Annotated in this window: 19 protein-coding genes; 6 read left to right on the forward strand and 13 right to left on the reverse strand. The window is 49.1% G+C overall.

What is annotated here, in order from left to right:
• The first annotated feature begins 3 nt into the window (after nucleotides 1-3).
• The 3 genes from VNQ80_RS05360 to VNQ80_RS05370 are packed head-to-tail and all read left to right on the forward strand — an operon-like array spanning nucleotide 4 to nucleotide 2,998.
• On the forward strand, nucleotides 4-1,248 hold the full coding sequence (locus VNQ80_RS05360) for a glycoside hydrolase family 26 protein (RefSeq protein ID WP_325636425.1): 1,245 nt from the start codon (nucleotides 4-6) through the stop codon (nucleotides 1,246-1,248).
• A gap of 28 nt (nucleotides 1,249-1,276) precedes the next feature.
• Nucleotides 1,277-2,278, forward strand: coding sequence for a glycoside hydrolase family 5 protein (locus VNQ80_RS05365; RefSeq protein ID WP_325636426.1), 1,002 nt, complete (start codon nucleotides 1,277-1,279; stop codon nucleotides 2,276-2,278).
• Nucleotides 2,279-2,296: 18 nt separating this feature from the next.
• A complete protein-coding gene (locus tag VNQ80_RS05370) occupies nucleotides 2,297-2,998 on the forward strand; it encodes a YjjG family noncanonical pyrimidine nucleotidase (protein WP_325636427.1) in 702 nt (233 codons plus the stop codon).
• On the opposite strand, the gene VNQ80_RS05375 is transcribed toward VNQ80_RS05370, so the two are convergent.
• Both VNQ80_RS05375 and VNQ80_RS05380 read right to left on the reverse strand, forming a co-directional pair.
• Nucleotides 2,995-5,484: a TonB-dependent receptor domain-containing protein gene (locus VNQ80_RS05375; RefSeq protein ID WP_325636428.1), complete on the reverse strand. Its 2,490-nt coding sequence runs from the start codon at nucleotides 5,482-5,484 to the stop codon at nucleotides 2,995-2,997. The genes VNQ80_RS05370 and VNQ80_RS05375 overlap by 4 nt on opposite strands.
• A 136-nt stretch (nucleotides 5,485-5,620) precedes the next feature.
• Complete coding sequence (locus VNQ80_RS05380) at nucleotides 5,621-5,902, reverse strand: ATP-dependent Clp protease adaptor ClpS (RefSeq protein ID WP_325636429.1); 282 nt, start codon at nucleotides 5,900-5,902, stop codon at nucleotides 5,621-5,623.
• Between the two features lie 71 nt (nucleotides 5,903-5,973).
• Here VNQ80_RS05380 and VNQ80_RS05385 point away from each other — a divergent pair, with 71 nt between their 5' ends.
• The gene (locus VNQ80_RS05385; protein WP_325636430.1) at nucleotides 5,974-7,020 is read left to right on the forward strand and encodes a beta-ketoacyl-ACP synthase III; all 1,047 of its coding nucleotides are present in this window, start codon (nucleotides 5,974-5,976) and stop codon (nucleotides 7,018-7,020) included.
• A 54-nt stretch (nucleotides 7,021-7,074) separates the two neighbouring features.
• Here VNQ80_RS05385 and VNQ80_RS05390 read toward each other — a convergent pair whose 3' ends face one another.
• The 9 genes from VNQ80_RS05390 to dapF all read right to left on the reverse strand — a co-directional run bounded on the left by VNQ80_RS05390 (nucleotide 7,075) and on the right by dapF (nucleotide 15,695).
• Nucleotides 7,075-9,015 (reverse strand): nucleoside-diphosphate sugar epimerase/dehydratase, encoded by a 1,941-nt coding sequence (locus tag VNQ80_RS05390; protein WP_325636431.1) that lies wholly within the window; start codon nucleotides 9,013-9,015, stop codon nucleotides 7,075-7,077.
• Nucleotides 9,016-9,326: 311 nt separating this feature from the next.
• A complete protein-coding gene (gene atpG / locus VNQ80_RS05395) occupies nucleotides 9,327-10,211 on the reverse strand; it encodes an ATP synthase F1 subunit gamma (RefSeq protein WP_325636432.1) in 885 nt (294 codons plus the stop codon).
• A 99-nt stretch (nucleotides 10,212-10,310) separates the two neighbouring features.
• Nucleotides 10,311-11,885, reverse strand: a complete 1,575-nt coding sequence (gene atpA, locus VNQ80_RS05400; RefSeq protein ID WP_325636433.1) for a F0F1 ATP synthase subunit alpha — start codon at nucleotides 11,883-11,885, stop codon at nucleotides 10,311-10,313.
• A gap of 63 nt (nucleotides 11,886-11,948) precedes the next feature.
• Complete coding sequence (gene atpH, locus VNQ80_RS05405; protein WP_325636434.1) at nucleotides 11,949-12,497, reverse strand: ATP synthase F1 subunit delta; 549 nt, start codon at nucleotides 12,495-12,497, stop codon at nucleotides 11,949-11,951.
• Nucleotides 12,498-12,523: 26 nt separating this feature from the next.
• Complete coding sequence (locus tag VNQ80_RS05410; RefSeq protein WP_325636435.1) at nucleotides 12,524-13,024, reverse strand: F0F1 ATP synthase subunit B; 501 nt, start codon at nucleotides 13,022-13,024, stop codon at nucleotides 12,524-12,526.
• 136 nt (nucleotides 13,025-13,160) lie between these two features.
• Complete coding sequence (gene atpE, locus VNQ80_RS05415; RefSeq protein WP_325636436.1) at nucleotides 13,161-13,370, reverse strand: ATP synthase F0 subunit C; 210 nt, start codon at nucleotides 13,368-13,370, stop codon at nucleotides 13,161-13,163.
• Nucleotides 13,371-13,416: 46 nt separating this feature from the next.
• On the reverse strand, nucleotides 13,417-14,499 hold the full coding sequence (gene atpB, locus VNQ80_RS05420) for a F0F1 ATP synthase subunit A (protein WP_325636437.1): 1,083 nt from the start codon (nucleotides 14,497-14,499) through the stop codon (nucleotides 13,417-13,419).
• 14 nt (nucleotides 14,500-14,513) lie between these two features.
• Complete coding sequence (locus VNQ80_RS05425; RefSeq protein ID WP_325636438.1) at nucleotides 14,514-14,903, reverse strand: hypothetical protein; 390 nt, start codon at nucleotides 14,901-14,903, stop codon at nucleotides 14,514-14,516.
• Between the two features lie 3 nt (nucleotides 14,904-14,906).
• Nucleotides 14,907-15,695 carry a diaminopimelate epimerase gene (gene dapF, locus VNQ80_RS05430; RefSeq protein ID WP_325636439.1) on the reverse strand — a complete coding sequence of 263 codons (789 nt, stop codon included), beginning with the start codon at nucleotides 15,693-15,695 and terminating at the stop codon, nucleotides 14,907-14,909.
• Nucleotides 15,696-15,982: 287 nt separating this feature from the next.
• Here dapF and VNQ80_RS05435 point away from each other — a divergent pair, with 287 nt between their 5' ends.
• A complete protein-coding gene (locus VNQ80_RS05435) occupies nucleotides 15,983-17,545 on the forward strand; it encodes a Do family serine endopeptidase (RefSeq protein ID WP_325636440.1) in 1,563 nt (520 codons plus the stop codon).
• Nucleotides 17,546-17,629: 84 nt separating this feature from the next.
• Here the strand turns inward: VNQ80_RS05435 and VNQ80_RS05440 are convergent, their stop codons facing one another.
• Entirely contained in the window at nucleotides 17,630-18,040 is a 411-nt protein-coding gene (locus VNQ80_RS05440) for a BrxA/BrxB family bacilliredoxin (RefSeq protein WP_325636441.1), read from the reverse strand.
• A 178-nt stretch (nucleotides 18,041-18,218) separates the two neighbouring features.
• On the opposite strand from VNQ80_RS05440, the gene ahcY reads away from it, so the two are divergent.
• Nucleotides 18,219-19,535: an adenosylhomocysteinase gene (ahcY, locus tag VNQ80_RS05445; protein ID WP_325636442.1), complete on the forward strand. Its 1,317-nt coding sequence runs from the start codon at nucleotides 18,219-18,221 to the stop codon at nucleotides 19,533-19,535.
• A gap of 44 nt (nucleotides 19,536-19,579) precedes the next feature.
• Here the strand turns inward: ahcY and VNQ80_RS05450 are convergent, their stop codons facing one another.
• Nucleotides 19,580-20,128: an ATP-binding protein gene (locus tag VNQ80_RS05450; protein WP_325636443.1), complete on the reverse strand. Its 549-nt coding sequence runs from the start codon at nucleotides 20,126-20,128 to the stop codon at nucleotides 19,580-19,582.
• Nucleotides 20,129-20,132 lie beyond the last annotated feature (4 nt).

Genomic DNA, 20,132 nt, shown 5'->3' on the forward strand with positions numbered 1-20,132 from the left:
TCGATGGCAAATCGAATCTGTCTATATTTTTACTGTTTTTTTGTTACTGCGGCGTGCGGCAAAGAACCCATTGCTAACCAAACGGAAGAGCGGGTGGATTCAACGCCTCCGCCAGCCGAAAGTAAGGAGCTTTCTCTTGCAGAAATAAAATTGCAGTTAGTAGATCAAAATGCAACCGACGAAACCGCCGCACTTTTCTATAACCTGAAGCAGGTAGCAGAAACGCACATCCTCTTCGGCCACCAGGATGCCACAAAGCGCGGCGTCGACGACGGAACGGAATGGGCAAACGAACAGCACCTACCTTCCGTCTCAACCGAAAGGTCGGATGTAAAAAACGTAACGGGCACGTATCCCGCAGTGTATGGGCACGATTTCAATCACATTGCGGGATTCTTCGACCCAAGTAATGGATGGTTTGGCTACGAAAAAGAGATAGCCCGCCGACTCACCATTGAAGCTTATGATCGGGGCGGCATCAATACGTACAGTTGGCATTATGGGAATCCAGTATCCGGCGGTTCTTTCTATTGGAGTGATTCACCCATTAAGGCCGTACATCGCATCTTGCCCGGAGGCGACTACCATGACGTCTATAAAAACTCCTTGAAAACGATTGCTGACTATGCCAAATCACTCATCGGAGCCAACGGAAAACCAGTTCCTATCTTATTCCGTCCGTTTCATGAGTTTGACGGTGACTGGTTTTGGTGGGGCCGCGCACATTGCACCGCAGAGGAGTACAAGCAATTGTTCCAATTCACGGTCACATACCTACGGGATGAATTGGGCGTACGCAATTTCTTATACGCTTGGTCTCCTGACCGGAATTTCAATACCGAAGCGCAGTACCTTGAGCACTACCCCGGCGATGCCTATGTAGACCTGGTAGGTATGGACAATTATGGCGACTTGCAGACCAGCGAAACCATGACAATCGCCGCACAAAAAATGAAAATCGTATCCGACTATGCCGAGCAACACCAGAAGGTAGCTGCCCTTACGGAAACGGGACTTTCAAACCTCGGCCAAGCCAATTGGTACACCGCAGTATTACTCAAGGCACTTCAACATCATCCTGTCCGGCTTTCCTATGTGCTTGTATGGGCAAACCGTAAAGATAGCTTCTGGACACCCTACAAAGGCCATCCCGCGGAAGCAGACTTCCTTTCATTCAAAAACAATGATTACATTTATTTCGCCGATGAAATGCCGGATATGTATCAGCTACCACAAGTAACCGAATGAACCCGACATCAATAAATAATCATCTTCAATGAAAGCTTTATACACTTCTATTCCCTTGGCACTGTGCCTGATTATTTGTGCATGCCGGACCGACGGTCGAGAAACCCCCACAATAGCAACGCCCGTCGCACAACACGGCGTGCTCCAAACAGTGGGCAATCGTATCGTTGACCAACACGGTGCGCCTCCCCAACTACGGGGCATAAGCTTCTCATGGAGCATATGGGAAGGACGGAAGTACTATAACGATGCCGTAGTGGATTGGCTGGTCGACGATTTCCATGTTTCCCTCATCCGGCTATCGATGGCCATAGAACCGGATGAAGGGTATCTTCAGCAACCCGAAAAACAAATGGCTTTGATTAGACAAATCGCCGACCGTGGAATTAAACGCGGCATTTACGTAATCATAGACTGGCACGACCACAACGCCGACCGAAACATTGAACAGGCGAAAGCCTTCTTTGGCGAGATGGCAAAACGATATACGGGTATACCCAATATCATATACGAAATATGGAACGAACCGGAGCGGCAATCGTGGCAGACCATCAAAGAATATTCCATTACCATTATCGATGAGATCCGAAAATACGACACCGAGAATATAATCGTTGTTGGAAGCCCCCATTGGGACCAAGATGTAGATGTGACAGCCAATGACCCCATCACCGGATACGACAATATAGCCTACTCCTTCCACTTCTATGCCAGTGACCCGCACCATCAAGACAACCTCAGGAAGAAGGCAGAGACGGCGCTGGCCAACGGGCTCCCGATAATCGTCACGGAATGGGGTGTGGGCGAGTCGAACGGAGACGGTGTATTTGACGAAGAGAAAACGGGACGCTGGATGGAATGGATGGAAGACCATCAACTCAGCTGGGCGAATTGGAACATCACGGATAAGGATGAAACCACGGCCATACTCGCTCCCGGCGCACCCATTTCGGGCAATTGGACACCAGCGCAACTCACCCCGGCAGGCAGATACATACGCGAACAGTTGCGGAAGTTCCATATCCGGTAGAATAGCTATCTTTGCTTGATGCAACACGCAGGCAAAACGGATATTTTTTTTGATTTAGATCACACCATCTGGGATTTCGAAAAGAACGCTGCGGAAACGCTAATGGAGTTGTTCGATACCTATCGTTTCAACAGCTTCGGCATCGCGTCTGCAACGGTGTTTATCGACACCTATAACCGGAATAACCACCGCCTATGGGCACTTTATCATCATGGTAAAATAACCAAAGCAGAACTCCGTGTTGCGCGGTTCGCCGATACCTTCCGCGAATTTGGAGTCGATCCGAAATGGTTTCCAACTGCTTTCGAAGAAGACTACCTCCGGTTATGCCCACAGAAAACGAATCTCTTCCCCCACGCGCATGAAACGCTCGCCCATCTGCAACAGAAATACACGTTGCATCTTATCTCCAATGGATTCGGAGATGCTTCAGAGACTAAAGTCACCGCGTGCGACCTGAAAAAATATTTTAGTACGATTGTTATATCCGAGGTGGTCGGCTTCCATAAACCACATCCGAAAATCTTCCACCATGCTGTCGGTAATGCCAATACAACCATCACAAACAGCGTCATGATAGGCGATAGTTTAGACGCAGACATCCGGGGTGCCCAGAATGTAGGCATGGATGCCATCTACTTCAACCCCAACAACGCAGAAGTACCCCCAGACGTCAAACAAAGCATCAACACCCTGGAAGAACTGAAACAGCTGTTTTAAAACTGCTGCTCACCGCCTCCGTTGCCGAAGTCTTCCGTACCTTCGTTACCCCGTTTGCGATCATCCCGCTTGAGGCTTTGGTCGCCAAAGCGATAGCTGAATGATAGCGTGAATGTACGCCGCATCCACCTGTGTTCGAAATACCGATGCACGCCGTTGCTCGTGGTAAACCCGCCAAACCGCCGTTGGTCCAACAGGTCACGAGCATTGAACATGATACTACCCTTACGGTTCAGCACATCGAGCTTCAATCCCGCATCGATGACATAATTTTCAATCATCTTTCCCTGCGCCATGATCCGGGGAGCCCGGTAGTCAAACCTAGCCTGCAGCGAAAATATCGGAGTGAACCGATAATTCGTCATCACGTTGCCGTTCCAACTGAAACCTTCAGATTCATCGATATCAAACTCCTCACTCCCCTGGAAGCGCGTGTGGAACGCATTCACATTGGCCATAACATCCCACTTCTTGGATATGTCTATTCGTGAAATCAGCTCCAAGCCGGTAGATTCATTCCGACTGATGTTTTGCCACTGCATGAGGGTGACACCTGTATTATCGTCCACTTCACGGATGATGGGCTGGGTTACATCGTTGACGATACGATGGTATACAGATGAAGTAACCAACAGCGACGGCCACGTTTTCGTATAGCCCAGTTCGAACGAATGGATATCTTCCGGCAACAGATTCGGATTCCCCTGCCGGTGGTTCAGGTTATCGGATACGTCTACAAAAGGATTGACCTGCCATCCACGCGGTCGGCTTACACGGCGTGTATAGCTTAGCTGTACCTGGTTCTGATTACCGAACTCCTGCGTTAGGAATACACTGGGATAAAGGCGGAAATAATCCAACCGCCCCGTTGTGGTACGGTCGTCTTCAGACAGGCCCGGCGTAAGCAGTCCAAGTTCCGTGTCGAGATAGGCCTGTTCGGCGCGGAGGCCTACTTGGTAACCCAACTTTTCGGTCAGCTTATTCTGATAATTCGCATACAGTGCGTGTACGCTACTGGTCATGTCAAAGTCGTTGCTCACCTGGTAGTCGGGGCGTAGGCCATTCGTAGAGTCCACTTGTGAATACTGGTGCTCTAAACTACTGCGCACCGTCGTGCGGTAGCCAGCCTCAAATTTGTGGTTGTCGCCAAACGGGCGTACATAATCCAGTTGGATATTGATATTTCTACCATCTTCCTCGGTGTCATTGATACGCATAAGCTCATACATTTCCTCGGGTGGCGTAGTATAGTCTTGGTTAAACCTATTTACCCCTTTTTCACCATCATACCCGAACGCGAAGTTAGCCAGCAGCTCCTCCCCTTCGTGCTCGAAGCTGCGTTTCACATCCAACGCGACCTCATACCCCAAATCGTCTTCGTCCTGGCGGGAGTACCTGCTACTATTACCCGATAGCTGGGGGTGGTTGAGGTATTGGTAAAATAGGTCCTCGTTGCGATCGTTACCGCGCAGGCTCAGGTTACCTGCCAAACCAATGAGTGTTTTTTCGCCGAGGTAATAATCGACGCCCAGCTGTACGCTGTGGTTGAGCCCCAACCGGGCGCTTTCGCTCACGTTATTGGTTTGGCTATTATTACTCAGTATCTCGGTATTATTCACACCTCCGCCTATCATATTCCGGCGGTTAAATGTATACCCCCCGTAGTAGTTAAAATTCCGGTTGCGGAAATTAAGGTTAAGGCCGGCCATATAATTATCATAGGACCCGCCGGAGGCATTAACCGATCCGTTGAAACCCAGATAGGTGTTTTTCTTCAATACAATATTGATAATGCCAGATTGCCCTTCCGCATCGTATTTTGAAGATGGGTTGGTCACGACTTCAATCCGCTCCACGGCATCGGCCGGCAATGCCTGCAAGAATTGCGACACATCACTGCCCGCCAGTGCCGACTCACGCCCATTAATCAAAATACGCACACTGCTGGAGCCACGCAAGCTAACCGTACCATCCATATCAACCTGCAATGAAGGTACATTAGCCAAGAGATCCGTAGCCGTTCCCCCTACACTCAGGGTACTTTGTGCAACGTTAAATATCTTGCGGTCTATACCCAACTGCATCGGTGGCGGCGTACCTTCCACCACAACTTCTTCGAGCACCTCCCCCGTGGCCTTCAACGGTAGGTCTCCCAAATCAACGTGTTTACCGGCTTCCACCCGCACATCCTCTTTCAAGTAACTGTCGTAACCAACGTACGAAACCCGAATGGCATAAACGCCCGGAGCGACATCGTTAAACACGATCTTGCCATCATCAACGGTTTGCATCCCTGCCACATGTGATTTGGCGGCTTGCGTAAGCAGCGCGGCACTGGCGAATCCGATAGGTTCTTTCGTTCCGGCATCAATCACCACTGCGGACACCCTACCGGATGTCTGTTGTGCAGACACCGCAAAAGGCAAAGCGAAAGCCAGCAATAACCCAATGTATTTCATCTCCCTCATCGTACGTGAAGCGTTCATCTGTTTGTTTTCTAAATAATAGTACCTGCGTATCGGCCGCAAAGATTGTGCTTTTATTGCAATCTAATCATGATGGTAACCGCTTTATTACAGCTGGGCCACTGCTTCACGTACATTGTTACCTTGGTATGAGCCGTTATTCTACACTTACCGTGAGACCTTCGGATTTAAGTATTTTCCGGTACACCTCCACCTCCGTGTAACTTCCTTCCAACACCGCGCATTTCCCTTCGTTATGTACCTTCCATGCGATATCTTCAGCCTCCGTTTCCGTGTACTGGAGATGCTTAACCAAGCAATTGATGACGTGATCAAAGGTATTGGTATCGTCATTCCATAGAATTAAACGATGACCGGGGGTTACAGCGGCCAATATCTGATCTAGTGTAAAGGTTTCTTCCTGCGTTTCGACCGTCATCCGCCAAAGTTACGTCTTTTTATAAAATTTCCGTAAAATTGCATCAAAGAACCCGGTTTAAATAGCTTCATATGTATCAATCGAAGATAGCAGGTATCGGCATGTATGTGCCAAGCAATGTGTATACCAATTCGGATTTGACCCGTTTCATGGAAACGAGCGATGAGTGGATCAGCGAGCGGACAGGTATACAAGAACGCCGTTTTGCGGACCGATACGATGAAACCACCACGACCATGGCCATAGAAGCCGCAAATATGGCTATATCACGGGCTGGCACAACAGTCCACGATATCGATTTCATCATCTTCGCCACATTAACCCCCGATTATTACTTCCCAGGCTGCGGCGTATTGTTGCAACGTGAAATGGGCATGCGCGAAGTAGGGGCGCTGGACGTTCGCAATCAATGTTCGGGATTCGTATACGCCTTATCGGTCGCCGACCAGTTCATAAAAACGGGCATGTACAAGAATATCCTGGTGGTGGGTAGCGAAAAACACTCTTTCGCCATGGATTTCGCGACCCGGAGCCGCAATGTATCGGTGATCTTCGGCGATGGCGCCGGAGCCGTAGTGCTTCAACCTATCGAAGAAGCGGGTAAAGGCATACTTAGCACACACCTCCACAGCGACGGCGCAGATGCCGAACTATTGGCGATGTACTACCCTGGCGCCCATGCCAACAAATGGCTAAGCGACGCTGAGCCGTTCCCCGAACAGGAACTGGGTGGGCTTTTCCTTACATCCGATCAGTTAGAAAGCGGCGCCGCCCTACCGTACATGGATGGACCAGCGGTATTCAAGAAGGCGGTTATCAAATTCCCCGAAGTTATTAAGGAAGCCCTCGCTGCCAATGGACTCTCCGAGCATGACATCGACCTCTTGATACCCCATCAAGCCAACTTACGAATCAGCCAATATGTGCAGAAATTATTAGGGTTATCAGACGACCAAGTCTTCAACAATATCCAAAAATACGGGAATACGACCGCAGCTTCTATACCCATTGCGCTTTGCGAAGCGTGGGAGGCAGGGAAAATCAACCCCGGCGACCTCGTCTGCTTGGCAGCCTTCGGCTCCGGATTTACGTGGGCTAGTGCCTTGATCAGGTGGTGAAGGTCATCGGAAAATTGGCGGCTGACCGCCGGGGCGGCTAATTGTCGATACGGTTTAACTTACCGAATCCAACGCCTCAAAGGGTGAATTCTTACTGACGAACTCCGGAACGATCTCTTTCATCTTCCTAACGACACCACTGCTGTTCTTTCGCTCATTTAGCGCTACAAGTTCATAAATCGTACGTTTTGCGTATTCGTAGTCTACAGGATTGACACGTGCAATATGAATCTTATCGTGATGCGTAGGCAACACTTTTTCACCGTCGTTCAACAACTCTTCATAAAGCTTTTCACCGCTCCTTAAACCCGTATAGATCACTTCAACATCTTTATCGGGCTTTAAGCCGGCAAGCTGAATCATCTTCCGGGCCAAATCAACGATCTTGACGGGTTTACCCATATCAAACACGTAGATTTCGCCACCTTTACCCATGGTGCCCGCCTCCAATACCAACTGCACCGCCTCGGGTATAGTCATGAAATACCGTGTAATTTCTGGGTGTGTCACCGTCAAGGGTCCGCCTTTTTCAATCTGCGCCCTAAAACGGGGTATTACGGACCCATTCGATCCGAGGACATTACCAAAACGGGTAGTGATAAAGCGCGTACCCTTCACTGTGGAACTCCGCCCTGAAGTGGAATCAACAAATTGCAGGGACTGCTGCCCATCCAAGCTTTGGGTATAAATCTCCGCGATACGTTTCGAGGCCCCCATCACATTGGTTGGATTCACGGCTTTGTCCGTGGATATCATTACGAACTTCTTCACACCAAAAAGGATGGATAAATCGGCGACGTTCTTGGTGCCACCTACATTGGTGCTTACCGCTTCGCCGGGGTTTCGCTCCATCATGGGAACATGCTTATAGGCAGCAGCATGGTACACCAATTCGGGCCGATAGTCATTGAAAATCTGGTGCATCCGCTCCAGGTTACGGATATCGGCAATCGCTACCACCACATTGCTACTTGGAAACTTCTCTTCGATCTCCAGCTGGATTTCATGCATGGGTGACTCCGCTTGATCGCAAAGCACGAGCATCTGGGGTTCGTAACGTAATACCTGCCGGACAATCTCGGAACCGATCGATCCCGCAGCACCCGTTATCAAAATACGTTTGCCACAAAGGTCATCGCATATTTTGTCATTATTGATCTTAATCGGTGCCCGCTGCAACAGATCTTCAATACGAAGATTCTTGATCTGCTGCAATCGCAGCCTGCCCGATACCCACTCCGACGCCGGGGGAACGGTCAATACTTTAATACCAAGCCGCAGGCAACGTTCCACGATGACCTTCTTATCCCGGCTTCCCAAGTGGTCTTTCACAAAAATCATCTGATCGATCGCATATCTGTCTTTCAGCGCCGGAAGATCTTTCACATGGTAAACCCGTTTCCGCTCAATATAACTGTTCAGCTTGCTCCGGTTGGTGTCGATGAAGCCGATGATAATAAATTTCGATTCTGTGCTGTTCTCCAATGCCTGCTTCGCCATGACAGCATTCTGGTCGGCCCCATAAATCAAAACCCGCACCGTATCCACGTCCTGGGCTTTCCTCATCAATATAAAATAAATGCTTTTCACTGTAATCCGCAACATAATGAGCAGCGAGGTCGCAATGAAAAAGTTGATGAGCATCACCAAGCCCAATTGGGCATCGCGGATATCCAAAAGCGGACCGAGAATCAAATAGACCACCATAAGGTACGCTGCGGACGTAAACAGCATCGCCGAAAATATCTTCAACATATCCCGCGTATCCGAGTACCGGATTAAACCCGTGTGTATACGCATTAAGAAAAAGACAGGCAGTGCAATACCACTATACATTACTGTATAGATAAAAAAGTGTCCACGTACAATCTCGTGGAAATTAAACTGCTTAGCTATAAAATAAGATAACGAGAACGACCAGGTCAATATCAATAAATCCAATAGTAGGATTGCCCAACGAGGCACCGTTTTGAAACGAAGAATAAGTTCTTTCATGTAAGCCGGATAACGTAGCCCTCTACACTTGGAATGATAATTAACCAAGTTTGCCCCACACTCGCTACAATAAAAATAGATAAATGATCAAAAACCTTGATCCCGCGCACGTTGCGATTCCTTTTAATCAATAACCTTGCCAAAGAGCGAAATCACATCGTACGTCAAAGACAACACAAATATAACCGATTTGTTTTCGGGAAAATATACCTATTTGTGGGTATTTTAAGCTTGTTTACTATCCATGAACAATATGAATAAAAAAAGGACATTGAATGTCCTTTTTAGTAAGCAATCTGTAACGTAGCTACCTAGCCATTAGACAGTGCAGCAGCACCGCTCACAATCTCTGTAAGTTCAGTGGTAATCGCCGCTTGGCGTGCCTGGTTGTAAGAGAGTTTCAAAGATTTGAGTAATTCACCGGCGTTATCGGTAGCCTTATCCATAGCTGTCATCCGTGCACCGTGTTCGGATGCGTGTGAATCCAATACCGCTTTGTACAGTTGCACCCGAATGGCTTTAGGGATCAACTCCTCAACGATTTTCTCTTTTGAAGGCTCGATGATGTAATCAACTTCGGTTTCCGATGTGGCGGAAGCCTCCTTTGCAGGCAATAGGGGAAGTAATTGCTCCGTAGTCAACAGCTGCACAGCGGCATTCTTGAAGCGGTTATACACCAGTTCCACCCGGTCGTACTCGCCTGCTGCAAAACCTTCCATGATTACTTCGGTAATCTTGGATGTATTTTCAAAATTAAGTGCCGTAAATAAATCATTATGGTTGCCTACCACCTGATAGTTTCGCCTAAGATAATAATCCTGCGCACGTTTCCCGATACCAATCACATGCACATTTCCGGCGCGCAACTGCTCACTGTACCGTTCGGCTATGAGTTGGTTGGCTGTTTTGATGACATTGGTATTGAATGCCCCGGCCAACCCACGGTTGGATGCGATGACAACAACCAGCACTTTATTGGGCTTACGGTCTACCGTGTAAGGCGATGCTCCGCTTTCCACACTACCGGAAACATTGGCCAAGATTTCCCGAAGCTTCTCAGCATAAGGGCGCAATTGAACAATAGCGTTTGTCGCCCGTTTGAGCTTGGCGGCCGAAACCATCTTCATCGCCTTCGTAATCTGCTGTGTAGACGAAACTGATGTGATCCGGTTCCTGACTTCCTTTAAATTTGCCATTTTTTATGCTTTAGACACTAGATATTAGACATTAGACCTGCTTCTATCAGACACGTCCGATGTCTCTTGTCTGATGTCTGATGTCTCTTGTCTAAATAATTAATACTTATCTGCCAACTCTTTTGCAACCTTCTCCAATACGCCTGTCAGTTCGTCGTTGTATTTGCCTTCTTTCAAGGCTTTTAACACCTCCGGATGACGCTGCTCCAGTTGCTGCAAGTACTCTGCTTCGAATTCTTTCACTTTATCTACCGGCACATTGCGGAATAGTCCTCTTACACCGGCGTAGATAATTGCTACCTGCTTCTCTACCGGCACCGGTGCAAACTGTCCCTGTTTCAGAATCTCCACGTTACGCACCCCCTTATCGAGTACGGCTTTCGTAGCCGCATCGAGGTCGGAACCGAATTTGGAGAACGCCTCCAATTCGCGGTACTGCGCTTGGTCGAGCTTCAACGTACCCGCCACCTTCTTCATCGACTTGATTTGGGCGTTACCACCTACACGTGATACGGAGATACCCACGTTGATTGCCGGGCGTACACCCGCGTTAAACAGATTGGATTCCAAAAAGATCTGTCCATCTGTAATGGAGATCACGTTGGTGGGGATATATGCCGACACGTCGCCCGCTTGGGTTTCGATGATCGGCAATGCCGTAAGGGAGCCACCACCTTTGACCAGCCCTTTGATTGAATCGGGCAGGTCATTCATATTCTGCGCAATGGTATCGGAGCTGTTGATTTTCGCGGCGCGCTCCAACAAACGGCTGTGTAGGTAAAACACATCACCCGGATATGCCTCACGGCCCGGTGGGCGACGCAACAGAAGTGATACTTCGCGATATGCTACCGCTTGCTTCGACAAATCGTCGTAGATAATCAATGCGGGCCGGCCGGTGTCACGGAAGAATTCACCGATAGCGGCACCCGCCATGGGTGCATAGAACTGCATCGGTGCGGGGTCGGCAGCAGAAGCCGCTACCACCACCGTGTAAGGCATGGCACCGCTCTCCTCCAATGTACGGACGATATTGGCAACCGTTGAGTTCTTTTGGCCTACGGCTACATATATACAGAATACGGGTTCACCAGCATCATAAAATTCCTTCTGGTTGATGATCGTATCGATACATACCGCGGTCTTCCCTGTCTGGCGGTCGCCGATAACCAATTCGCGCTGGCCACGGCCAATCGGAATCATCGCATCAATTGCCTTGATGCCCGTTTGCAACGGCTCGTTTACCGGTTGGCGATAAATGACACCCGGTGCCTTGCGCTCAATCGGCATCTCATACGTATCGCCCACGATTGGACCCTTACCATCAATGGGCTGTCCCAATGTATTCACCACGCGGCCCAACATGCCCTCACCTACCTTAATAGAGGCAATCCGGCGGGTCCTCCTGATGGTGTCACCCTCCTTGATCTCGTCGGACTTCCCAAGCAATACCACACCCACGTTATCTTCCTCGAGATTCAGTACAATGCCTTGCAATCCGTTGTCAAATTCAACCAATTCACCGGATTGGACTTTCGTTAAGCCGTATATCCGTGCAATACCGTCACCGATCTGCAGTACGGTACCGACTTCTTCAAGCTCGGCTTCTGATTTAAAGCTCGACAATTGTTCTCTCAAAATTGCCGACACTTCATCGGGTCTTACCTCTATCATCTTATTTGTATTAGGGGTTTCTTTATTATTTTGCTATTTGCTATATGCTTTACGCGGCATGCTTCAGGCATTAGCCTGCGTTTCAAAATGACGCTTCAGTTTATTCAATTTGCCACTGATGCTGGCATCAATCTGCTTGTCGCCTACCTTTACTACAAACCCGCCGATTAGTGACGGATCTACCGTATTCCGCAACACGACCTCCGCATTAATCTCACTGGCGATAACTTTTTGAAGCCCATCCAGGTTCTTCGCAGAAAGCTTGGTTGCCGAAACAACGGTAGCATGCACAATACCTTTCACCTCATTATATTCACGGATAAACTCGCGCGCTGTTGCATACAGGATACCTGCACGTCCCTTCCGTACCATGATATGGAAAAAAGCCACGATGGATGGATGGATTTTACCACCAAACAACGCATCAAGGATATTGCGCTTTTTATCCTGCTTCATGATGGGGTTCTTCAATACAGCTTGCAGTTCGCTATTGGCACGTAGTGTCGCTACGAACTGCACCATATCCTGCTTAACCACCTCCAAGTTCCCTTGTTCCTGTGCCAGGTCGATGAGTGACTTGGCATAGCGCGACGCAACTTTAAACTCCGACATATCGTTTTGCTGTTTGCCTCGGTGTGTTAATTCAACTTCACGTCCTTCAACAGGTCTGCCACCAAAGCCTCCTGCCGTTGTTCGTTTTCAAATTCCTTTTGCAGTACCTTGCGGGCAATGTCTAGCGAAAGTGATGACACTTGGTTCTTCACTTCTGCCAATGCTTGTTTTTTCTGATCGTCAATCTCTTTCCGCGCTTGCTCGATGAGCTTGGCCCCTTCTGCTTGGGCAAGCACCTTTGCATCGGCCACCAACTGATCTTTCAACTCCTTCGCTTCTTTCAGAATAACATCCCGTTCCGCACGAGCGGCCTTGAGCAATTGCTCATTCTCGTTGGTGAGCCTGGCCATTTCTTCTTTTGCCTTTTCGGCCGAAGCCAACGCGCCTTCGATTGATTGCTCACGTTCACCGATAGCCTCCATGATGGGCTTCCATGCAAATTTCCGCAGCAGAAGCAAAAGCAGGACGAAAGCAATCAGCGTCCAAAAAACCAATCCATAACTCGGATTACCAATATCAAAACTCATATACGATGTTTAAATTTCCTCTAAAAAACTTTCTCTCAACGGCAGCGGAGAGTCTAAGTCTGATGCTGTTTAAATGAAGGCCGGACATCGGACCAACCGTCGGTTGTCCGGCCCTCGATTCAGTACGCTTTGCGGATTAATTTAATCCCATCAAAGATACAACGACTGCAAACAGGGCCACACCTTCGATAAGGGCCGCTGCAATAATCATCGCAGTCTGAATTTTAGAAGCAGCCTCGGGCTGGCGCGCAATACCTTCCATGGCTTTGCCACCTACCTGTCCGATACCGAGTCCGGCACCGATCACTGCTAATCCGGCACCAATTGCCGCAATTGAACCTACCATAACAAATTGAATTTAATGTATATATTTATATATAGTGTAAAACTTATTAATGATGCTCCTCTACAGCCATCCCAATAAACAAAGCCGTCAGCAATGTGAAAATAAAGGCCTGCAAAGCCGCAACGAGCAGTTCCAATACGTTCATAAACAGCACAAATGCCACCGAAACCGGTGCTATAGCCATCGATTTAAACACGAAAATCAGTGAAATGAGGCTCAAGATGATGATGTGCCCAGCGGTGATGTTTGCAAACAAACGAATCATCAATGCAAACGGTTTAGAGATGACCCCAACCAATTCCACCGGAATCATGATGGGGTACAACCACCATGGTACGTCCGGTGCCAGAATATGTTTCCAGTAATACCTGTTGCCATTGATGTTCACGACAATCAATACGATAAAGGCCAATACGAACGTCACGGCGATATTACCGGTGACGTTGGCAGCACCTGGGAAAATCGGTATCAGCCCCAGTAGATTGTTAAACCAGATAAAAAAGAAGATCGTTAACAACAATGGCATGAAACGTGCATACTTATGGCCGATGTTCGGCCGGGCGATGTCGTCGCGAACAAAAAGGATAATGGGCTCGATGAACGACTGGAATCCTTTTGGTGCTTTCCCTTCCCGTTTTTTGTACGCACGCGCTACAGAGGTGAAAATCAACACCAACAAAAACACCGACAGAAATATGGCCGCCACGTTTTTCGTAATGGAAAAATCCCACACATGCTTAGACGCCGCTTCATCCACGGCCCCATCCGCGCCCACCACTTGTATTTTCTTTTTATCTACCAGCCGGTAAGTATAGTGTTTCCCTTGGTAATCGTGCTCGCCGTGGTGAAACTGGGAAGACAGGAAAAACTCAAACCCTTTGTCGGTGTAAAGAATCACCGGAAGTGGAACCGAATAATGGCCCACGATATGCCAATCATGGGAATCGCCAATGTGCTCCATAATCACCTCGGTGGGCTTGAATTCTTCTTCGCCATGGGTTTCATGGCTCACCGAAGCAGCGGCTGTGGTGGTGGAGTTGGCAGCTTGTGCAGCAGAAAAGGTTGTTAAAACGGCGAAAATCGCAATGAAGCTGATTTTTTTTGAGTTGAAAAAGTGCCTAAAATCCATCTATTCCCAATTTTTTACGTCTGATTTTGGTCGCGCAAGTTACGTAACAAACAACTAACTTCAAAGGCTGTAAACAAGAAATATAGCGAAAAAAAATTCAATGCCGTAAGCATCTTACTATCAGGGTATTTTATTATTAATACAGCGACTACAGCCAAACAGGCCAGCAGCTTCAGGAAAAGCCCTCCCATGAGGCTTAAAATGGACACTTCACCCCCTTTTCGGATTCCCAAATCGCTCAATAGGTAAGCCAACAGTGTCGTGGCAAATACGGCGGCAAAAAGCAACCAAAAATGGGGACTCAAAATGGGCACTCCCTCGAATAATAACGGCAACGCTATGGCGATGCCTGCGATGACCAATGAAAATCCGTGGAAATAAACGATAAAGCGCAACAACGTCATGGGTTACACGGTTATTTCGCCTTTAAATACAAAGCTAGCTGGGCCTTCCAACGACACGTCCGTGAATCGGCTTCCGTTGCTATGGAAACGGATGGTGAGGTTTCCACCAGCCACCCGGATAGGGATCGCCAATGCACCGCTTTTTCCCTCATGTTCGGCCATAGCCATGCCCACGGCGGTCGCCCCTGTTCCACAGGCTAGCGTTTCATCTTCCACGCCTCGTTCATAGGTCCGCACAAAATACCCAGCTCCCTCTGCCTCCACGAAATTCACGTTAATACCTTGTGCATGGTAGCGCTCGCTGTTACGTATACGGCGCCCCTCGGCCACCACGGGGAAAGTCGCTAGCCCATCTACGAGCACTACATAATGCGGCGACCCCGTATCGAGTACGTAGGCCTCTCCATCGCGTTCGATGACGCCGACATCAATCATCTGCAGGCGTACGGTGCCGTGCTGGCCGTCGATTTCCGCGTGGTGACGGCCATCTACTGCCAAAAAGTCGGTCGTTTTGCCAATTATTCCCGTATCTTTTGCGAACGCTACGATGCAGCGCCCCCCGTTCCCACACATACTCCCCTCCCGGCCATCCGCATTGAAATACACCATCTCGAAATCATATCCATCGGCATCCTGTAACAACATCAATCCGTCGGCACCGATGCCAAAGCGTCGGTCGCATAGTCGGTGCACCAAATCACTATTACCGCTATCAAACAAGAGGTTACGGTTATCGATGACAATAAAATCGTTGCCTGCTCCTTGGTATTTATAAAACGTATGCGTTGCCATGTATTTCCGTTAGCGGGTCAAAGGTAGTTATATCCGTTCAATAATTCATCACGGGCTGTCGGGTGCCGCACTGCGCTGCTTTAACATTATTTAACAGAAAAGTAGACCTTTCCACTTGCTTTGGCTGTCCAAATGGTATTACATTTGAACATCTTTTGCAAGCGCAGAATTTTTCGACTTACAACGAATTTGGAATGATCATGAAACCTGCCTCGCCAGCGATTCAAAACCGCAATGCAACTGCGGGTTCCATGAGCGGAATTTAAACACAACAAAATAGGATACGAATGAAAAAATTAGGATTAACATTATTGACCGCGTTGGTAGGAGGCTTGATTGCTGTAGGCGGTTATAAACTATTTGAAAGCAAACAGGAAAGCAAGATGTCTTTCGAAGAACGGCAACAACTGCATTATGCCAGCAATCCGGTACCGGATGTGGTTTCTTCAACAGGAAATCCAGACTTTACCCAAGCTGCGGCAATGGTTGCACCGGCCGTGGTTCACATTACTACCACCTACCCAGGGCGCTCGAGAGGGTATGGCGCCGCTCCGATGGATTTGTTTGAGGAGTTTTTCGGAATGCCTCGCCAACGTCAACAGCGGTCACAACCGCCCGCCCAAGCCACGGGGTCCGGTGTGATCATCTCGCAGGATGGTTACATTGTTACAAACAACCACGTCGTGGAGGATGCCAATAAAATAGAAGTACAGCTTACGGACAAACGCGTCGTGGAAGCCAAAATCATCGGCCGTGATCCCAATACCGATTTAGCGCTGATTAAAATCAACGAGAAAGGTCTCCCCTTTGTGAGATTCGGCGATTCAGACAAAGTCCGTATCGGCGAATGGGTGTTGGCCGTCGGTTACCCGCTCGGTCTGGAATCCACGGTAACCGCAGGGATTGTCAGTGCCACCGGCCGCTCAACGGGAATCATCGCACGTGAGTTGCAGCAACGGCAATACCAACAACGGGGCGGTTACCCGCAATCCGACGAAGAGCCGATCATCAATACCGCCGTAGAATCTTTTATCCAAACAGATGCCGTTATCAATAAAGGTAACAGTGGTGGGCCCTTGGTCAACGCAGCAGGCGAGCTGATCGGGATAAACTCCAACATCATGACCCCTACAGGTACGTATGCCGGTTATGGCTTTGCGGTACCCGTCAATTTGGTCAAGAAGATTTCCGATGATTTCATCAAGTTCGGCCGGGTAAAACGCGGCTTGATTGGCATTACATTCCGCGAGCTTAATCCCGCAGCGGCAAAACAACTGGAAATCAGTGACGTGAATGGTCTATATGTCATCGATGTCGTACCAGATGGTGCAGCCCAGGAGGCTGGCCTTAGGGAGGGAGACATCGTCACTAAGCTCGATGGACGCATCATCGCCTCGTCTTCGGATTTACAAGAGCGTATCTACCGATTACGGCCGGGCGACAAGGTGAAACTTACCTACAAGCGCGATGGCAAGGAACGTGATGTAACGGTTACTCTGAAGGAAGACATGAGTTCGGTTGAACGCGACACCGAATCGGACGAAGCAAAACGGAGTGCCACAGAAATCTACAACCAACTGGGTGCCGGTTTTGTGCCCACTACTGATGCCAAGAAAAAGGAGTTAGGCGTTTCTTCCGGCGTAACGGTTACGCAAGTACACCAAGGCGGATGGTTCGACTACCAAAACATCAAGCGTGGGCAGGTAATCACCCATATCAACGATGTGCCTGTCAACTCAACCGATGATGTGGAAAATGCACTTAGCAAAACCCAACGTGGAATGATCAAGGTGACCATCGTTCCCCAGCGCGGAGCGGTAAGCACCATCAGCGGACCGGTCGAGTACTGATCGCTGAGTCCCCGTACGGATACCAACAGGAAAGGCGCCCTCGGGCGCCTTTCCTGTTTTGTTTTACTTTTGAGTGCCTTATCTTTAGCAATACTCGTCAAAAGCAGCTACGAGGTTATCTGCTATCATCTGGGCAGGGCGACCTTCAATCTGGTGACGCTCGATCATATGCACCAACTTGCCATCCTTAAACAACGCCATAGCAGGCGACGATGGTGGGTACGGCAACATGTAGGCGCGTGCCTTATCTACGGCATCTTTTTCCATACCGGCAAATACGGTAACCACCTTATCGGGGTGTTTCTCATGCTTGATGGCGGCCACAGCAGCCGGGCGCGCATTGGCCGCTGCACAACCGCAAACCGAGTTAACCACCACGAACACGGTCCCTTCCTGTTTGATAGCCGCATCAACTTCCTCAGGGGTCTTTAATTCCTCAAAACCTACACTCGTAAGCTCATTGCGCATCGGCGCTACTAAGTATTCTGGATACATTGCTTAGTCCTTTCTGTTAGTTCCACTTTAATTATGCCTGCAAAGATACCATGCGAACGGGCGGAAAACAAATCACCAATTTCAAATCAGTGTCAATTTTTAACGGCAAGCTGCTAAGTAAGTTTGAATATAACCACCAAAACCAATACTTTTGCAGTTCACAAAAAAACAACGCATTATGTCATCGATAGACACCGCATACGTACCTTATAAGGTAAAAGATATCAACCTCGCCTCTTGGGGCCGCAAAGAAATTGAGCTGGCCGAGGCCGAAATGCCTGGCTTGATGGCGCTCCGCGAGGAATTCGGTGCTGCCAAGCCACTGGCTGGGGCCCGTATTGCAGGCTGTCTGCACATGACCATCCAAACCGCCGTACTTATCGAAACCCTCATCGAACTGGGTGCCGAAGTCACTTGGTCGTCCTGCAACATTTTTTCCACGCAGGACCATGCCGCCGCTGCCATCGCCGCAGCGGGCATACCGGTATACGCTTGGAAAGGCATGACGGAAGATGAGTTCAACTGGTGTATCGAGCAAACGTTGTTTTTCGGCGAGGACCGGCAGCCACTCAACATGATATTGGACGACGGCGGCGACCTCACCAACATGGTCTTCGACAAATACCCCGAATTGATTAAAGGTATAAAAGGCCTTTCGGAAGAAACCACTACGGGTGTGCACCGGCTTTACGAGCGGATGAAGAACGGCACGTTACACCTGCCGGCCATTAATGTAAACGACTCGGTGACCAAATCCAAATTCGACAATAAATACGGTTGCCGCGAGTCGCTCGTCGATGCCATCCGCCGAGCCACGGACCTGATGCTGGCCGGTAAGGTTGCTGTAGTAGCCGGCTACGGCGATGTGGGGAAAGGTTCTGCCGAATCGTTAAGCAGTGCCGGCGTTCGCGTCATCGTGACCGAAATTGATCCGATATGTGCTTTGCAGGCCGCCATGGAAGGCTACGAGGTGAAGAAATTCGCAAACGCTGTTAAAGAAGCTGACATTATCGTCACAACAACGGGCAACCGTGACATCGTCCGCGGCGAGCATTTCAAAACCATGAAAGACAAAGCCGTGGTGTGCAACATCGGCCATTTCGACAACGAGATTGACGTGGCTTGGCTTAATGGCAATTACGGCGACACCAAGGTGGAAATAAAGCCGCAGGTAGACAAGTATACCATCGACGGCAAAGACATCATCCTGTTGGCCGAAGGCCGCTTGGTTAACCTGGGCTGTGCTACGGGGCACCCTTCCTTCGTAATGAGTAATTCGTTTACCAACCAAACGCTGGCCCAGATTGAACTGTGGACCAATACCGCGAATTACGAGAACAAGGTTTACACACTCCCCAAACACCTCGACGAGAAAGTAGCCCGGCTCCACTTGGCGAAAATCGGCGTGGAACTGGATGTGTTGGAACCGCACCAAGCGGAATACATCGGCGTTTCAGTGGATGGACCCTATAAACCGGAGCATTACCGGTATTAAAAGACATAGAAAAATTCATACCACGGGGGCGCTAAGCTGCAAACTTAGCGCCCTTGTTTTTTATCGAGAAACCGCTTTACCGCTTCCCACGCATTTTCATGTCGTTTTTCGCCTAAGCCCGATACGACGGTATAATTGGCATTGATGGCTTTCAGTTCGTTATGCCACACCCCCATGAAATGTGCTCTCAACTCGGGGAAATCCCGTAGCGGATCGTCCACCCACGGCAGGTCGATATCCATCAATAAGTAAAGGTCGTAATCGGCTGCTCGGAGCGCATCCAACACGTCATCCGGGGTATGCCCGAATAGGTGGTCGCACCAGACTTTGATCGTCAGGAACATGGTATCGCAGACCAATATATTATTTTGCGCAAGTGGCACCAAACTGCGTTCCAATGCCAACTGCCCGTAAAACATGTTCATTTCGTCCTGCAACGTGTACTCCCGGTTAAGGTGGCGGCAGTATTCACGTGCATACTCCGGCACGCATACCGTGTCCAGTTGTCGGGCCAATTGCTCCGCAATAGTCGATTTGCCCGTCGACTCGGGGCCGACCACGGCTATTTTTAGGAGTTGCTTTTTATTTTCCATTCGC

Source organism: Parapedobacter sp. (genome assembly GCF_035556095.1).
In the GTDB taxonomy this organism is placed as follows: domain Bacteria; phylum Bacteroidota; class Bacteroidia; order Sphingobacteriales; family Sphingobacteriaceae; genus Parapedobacter.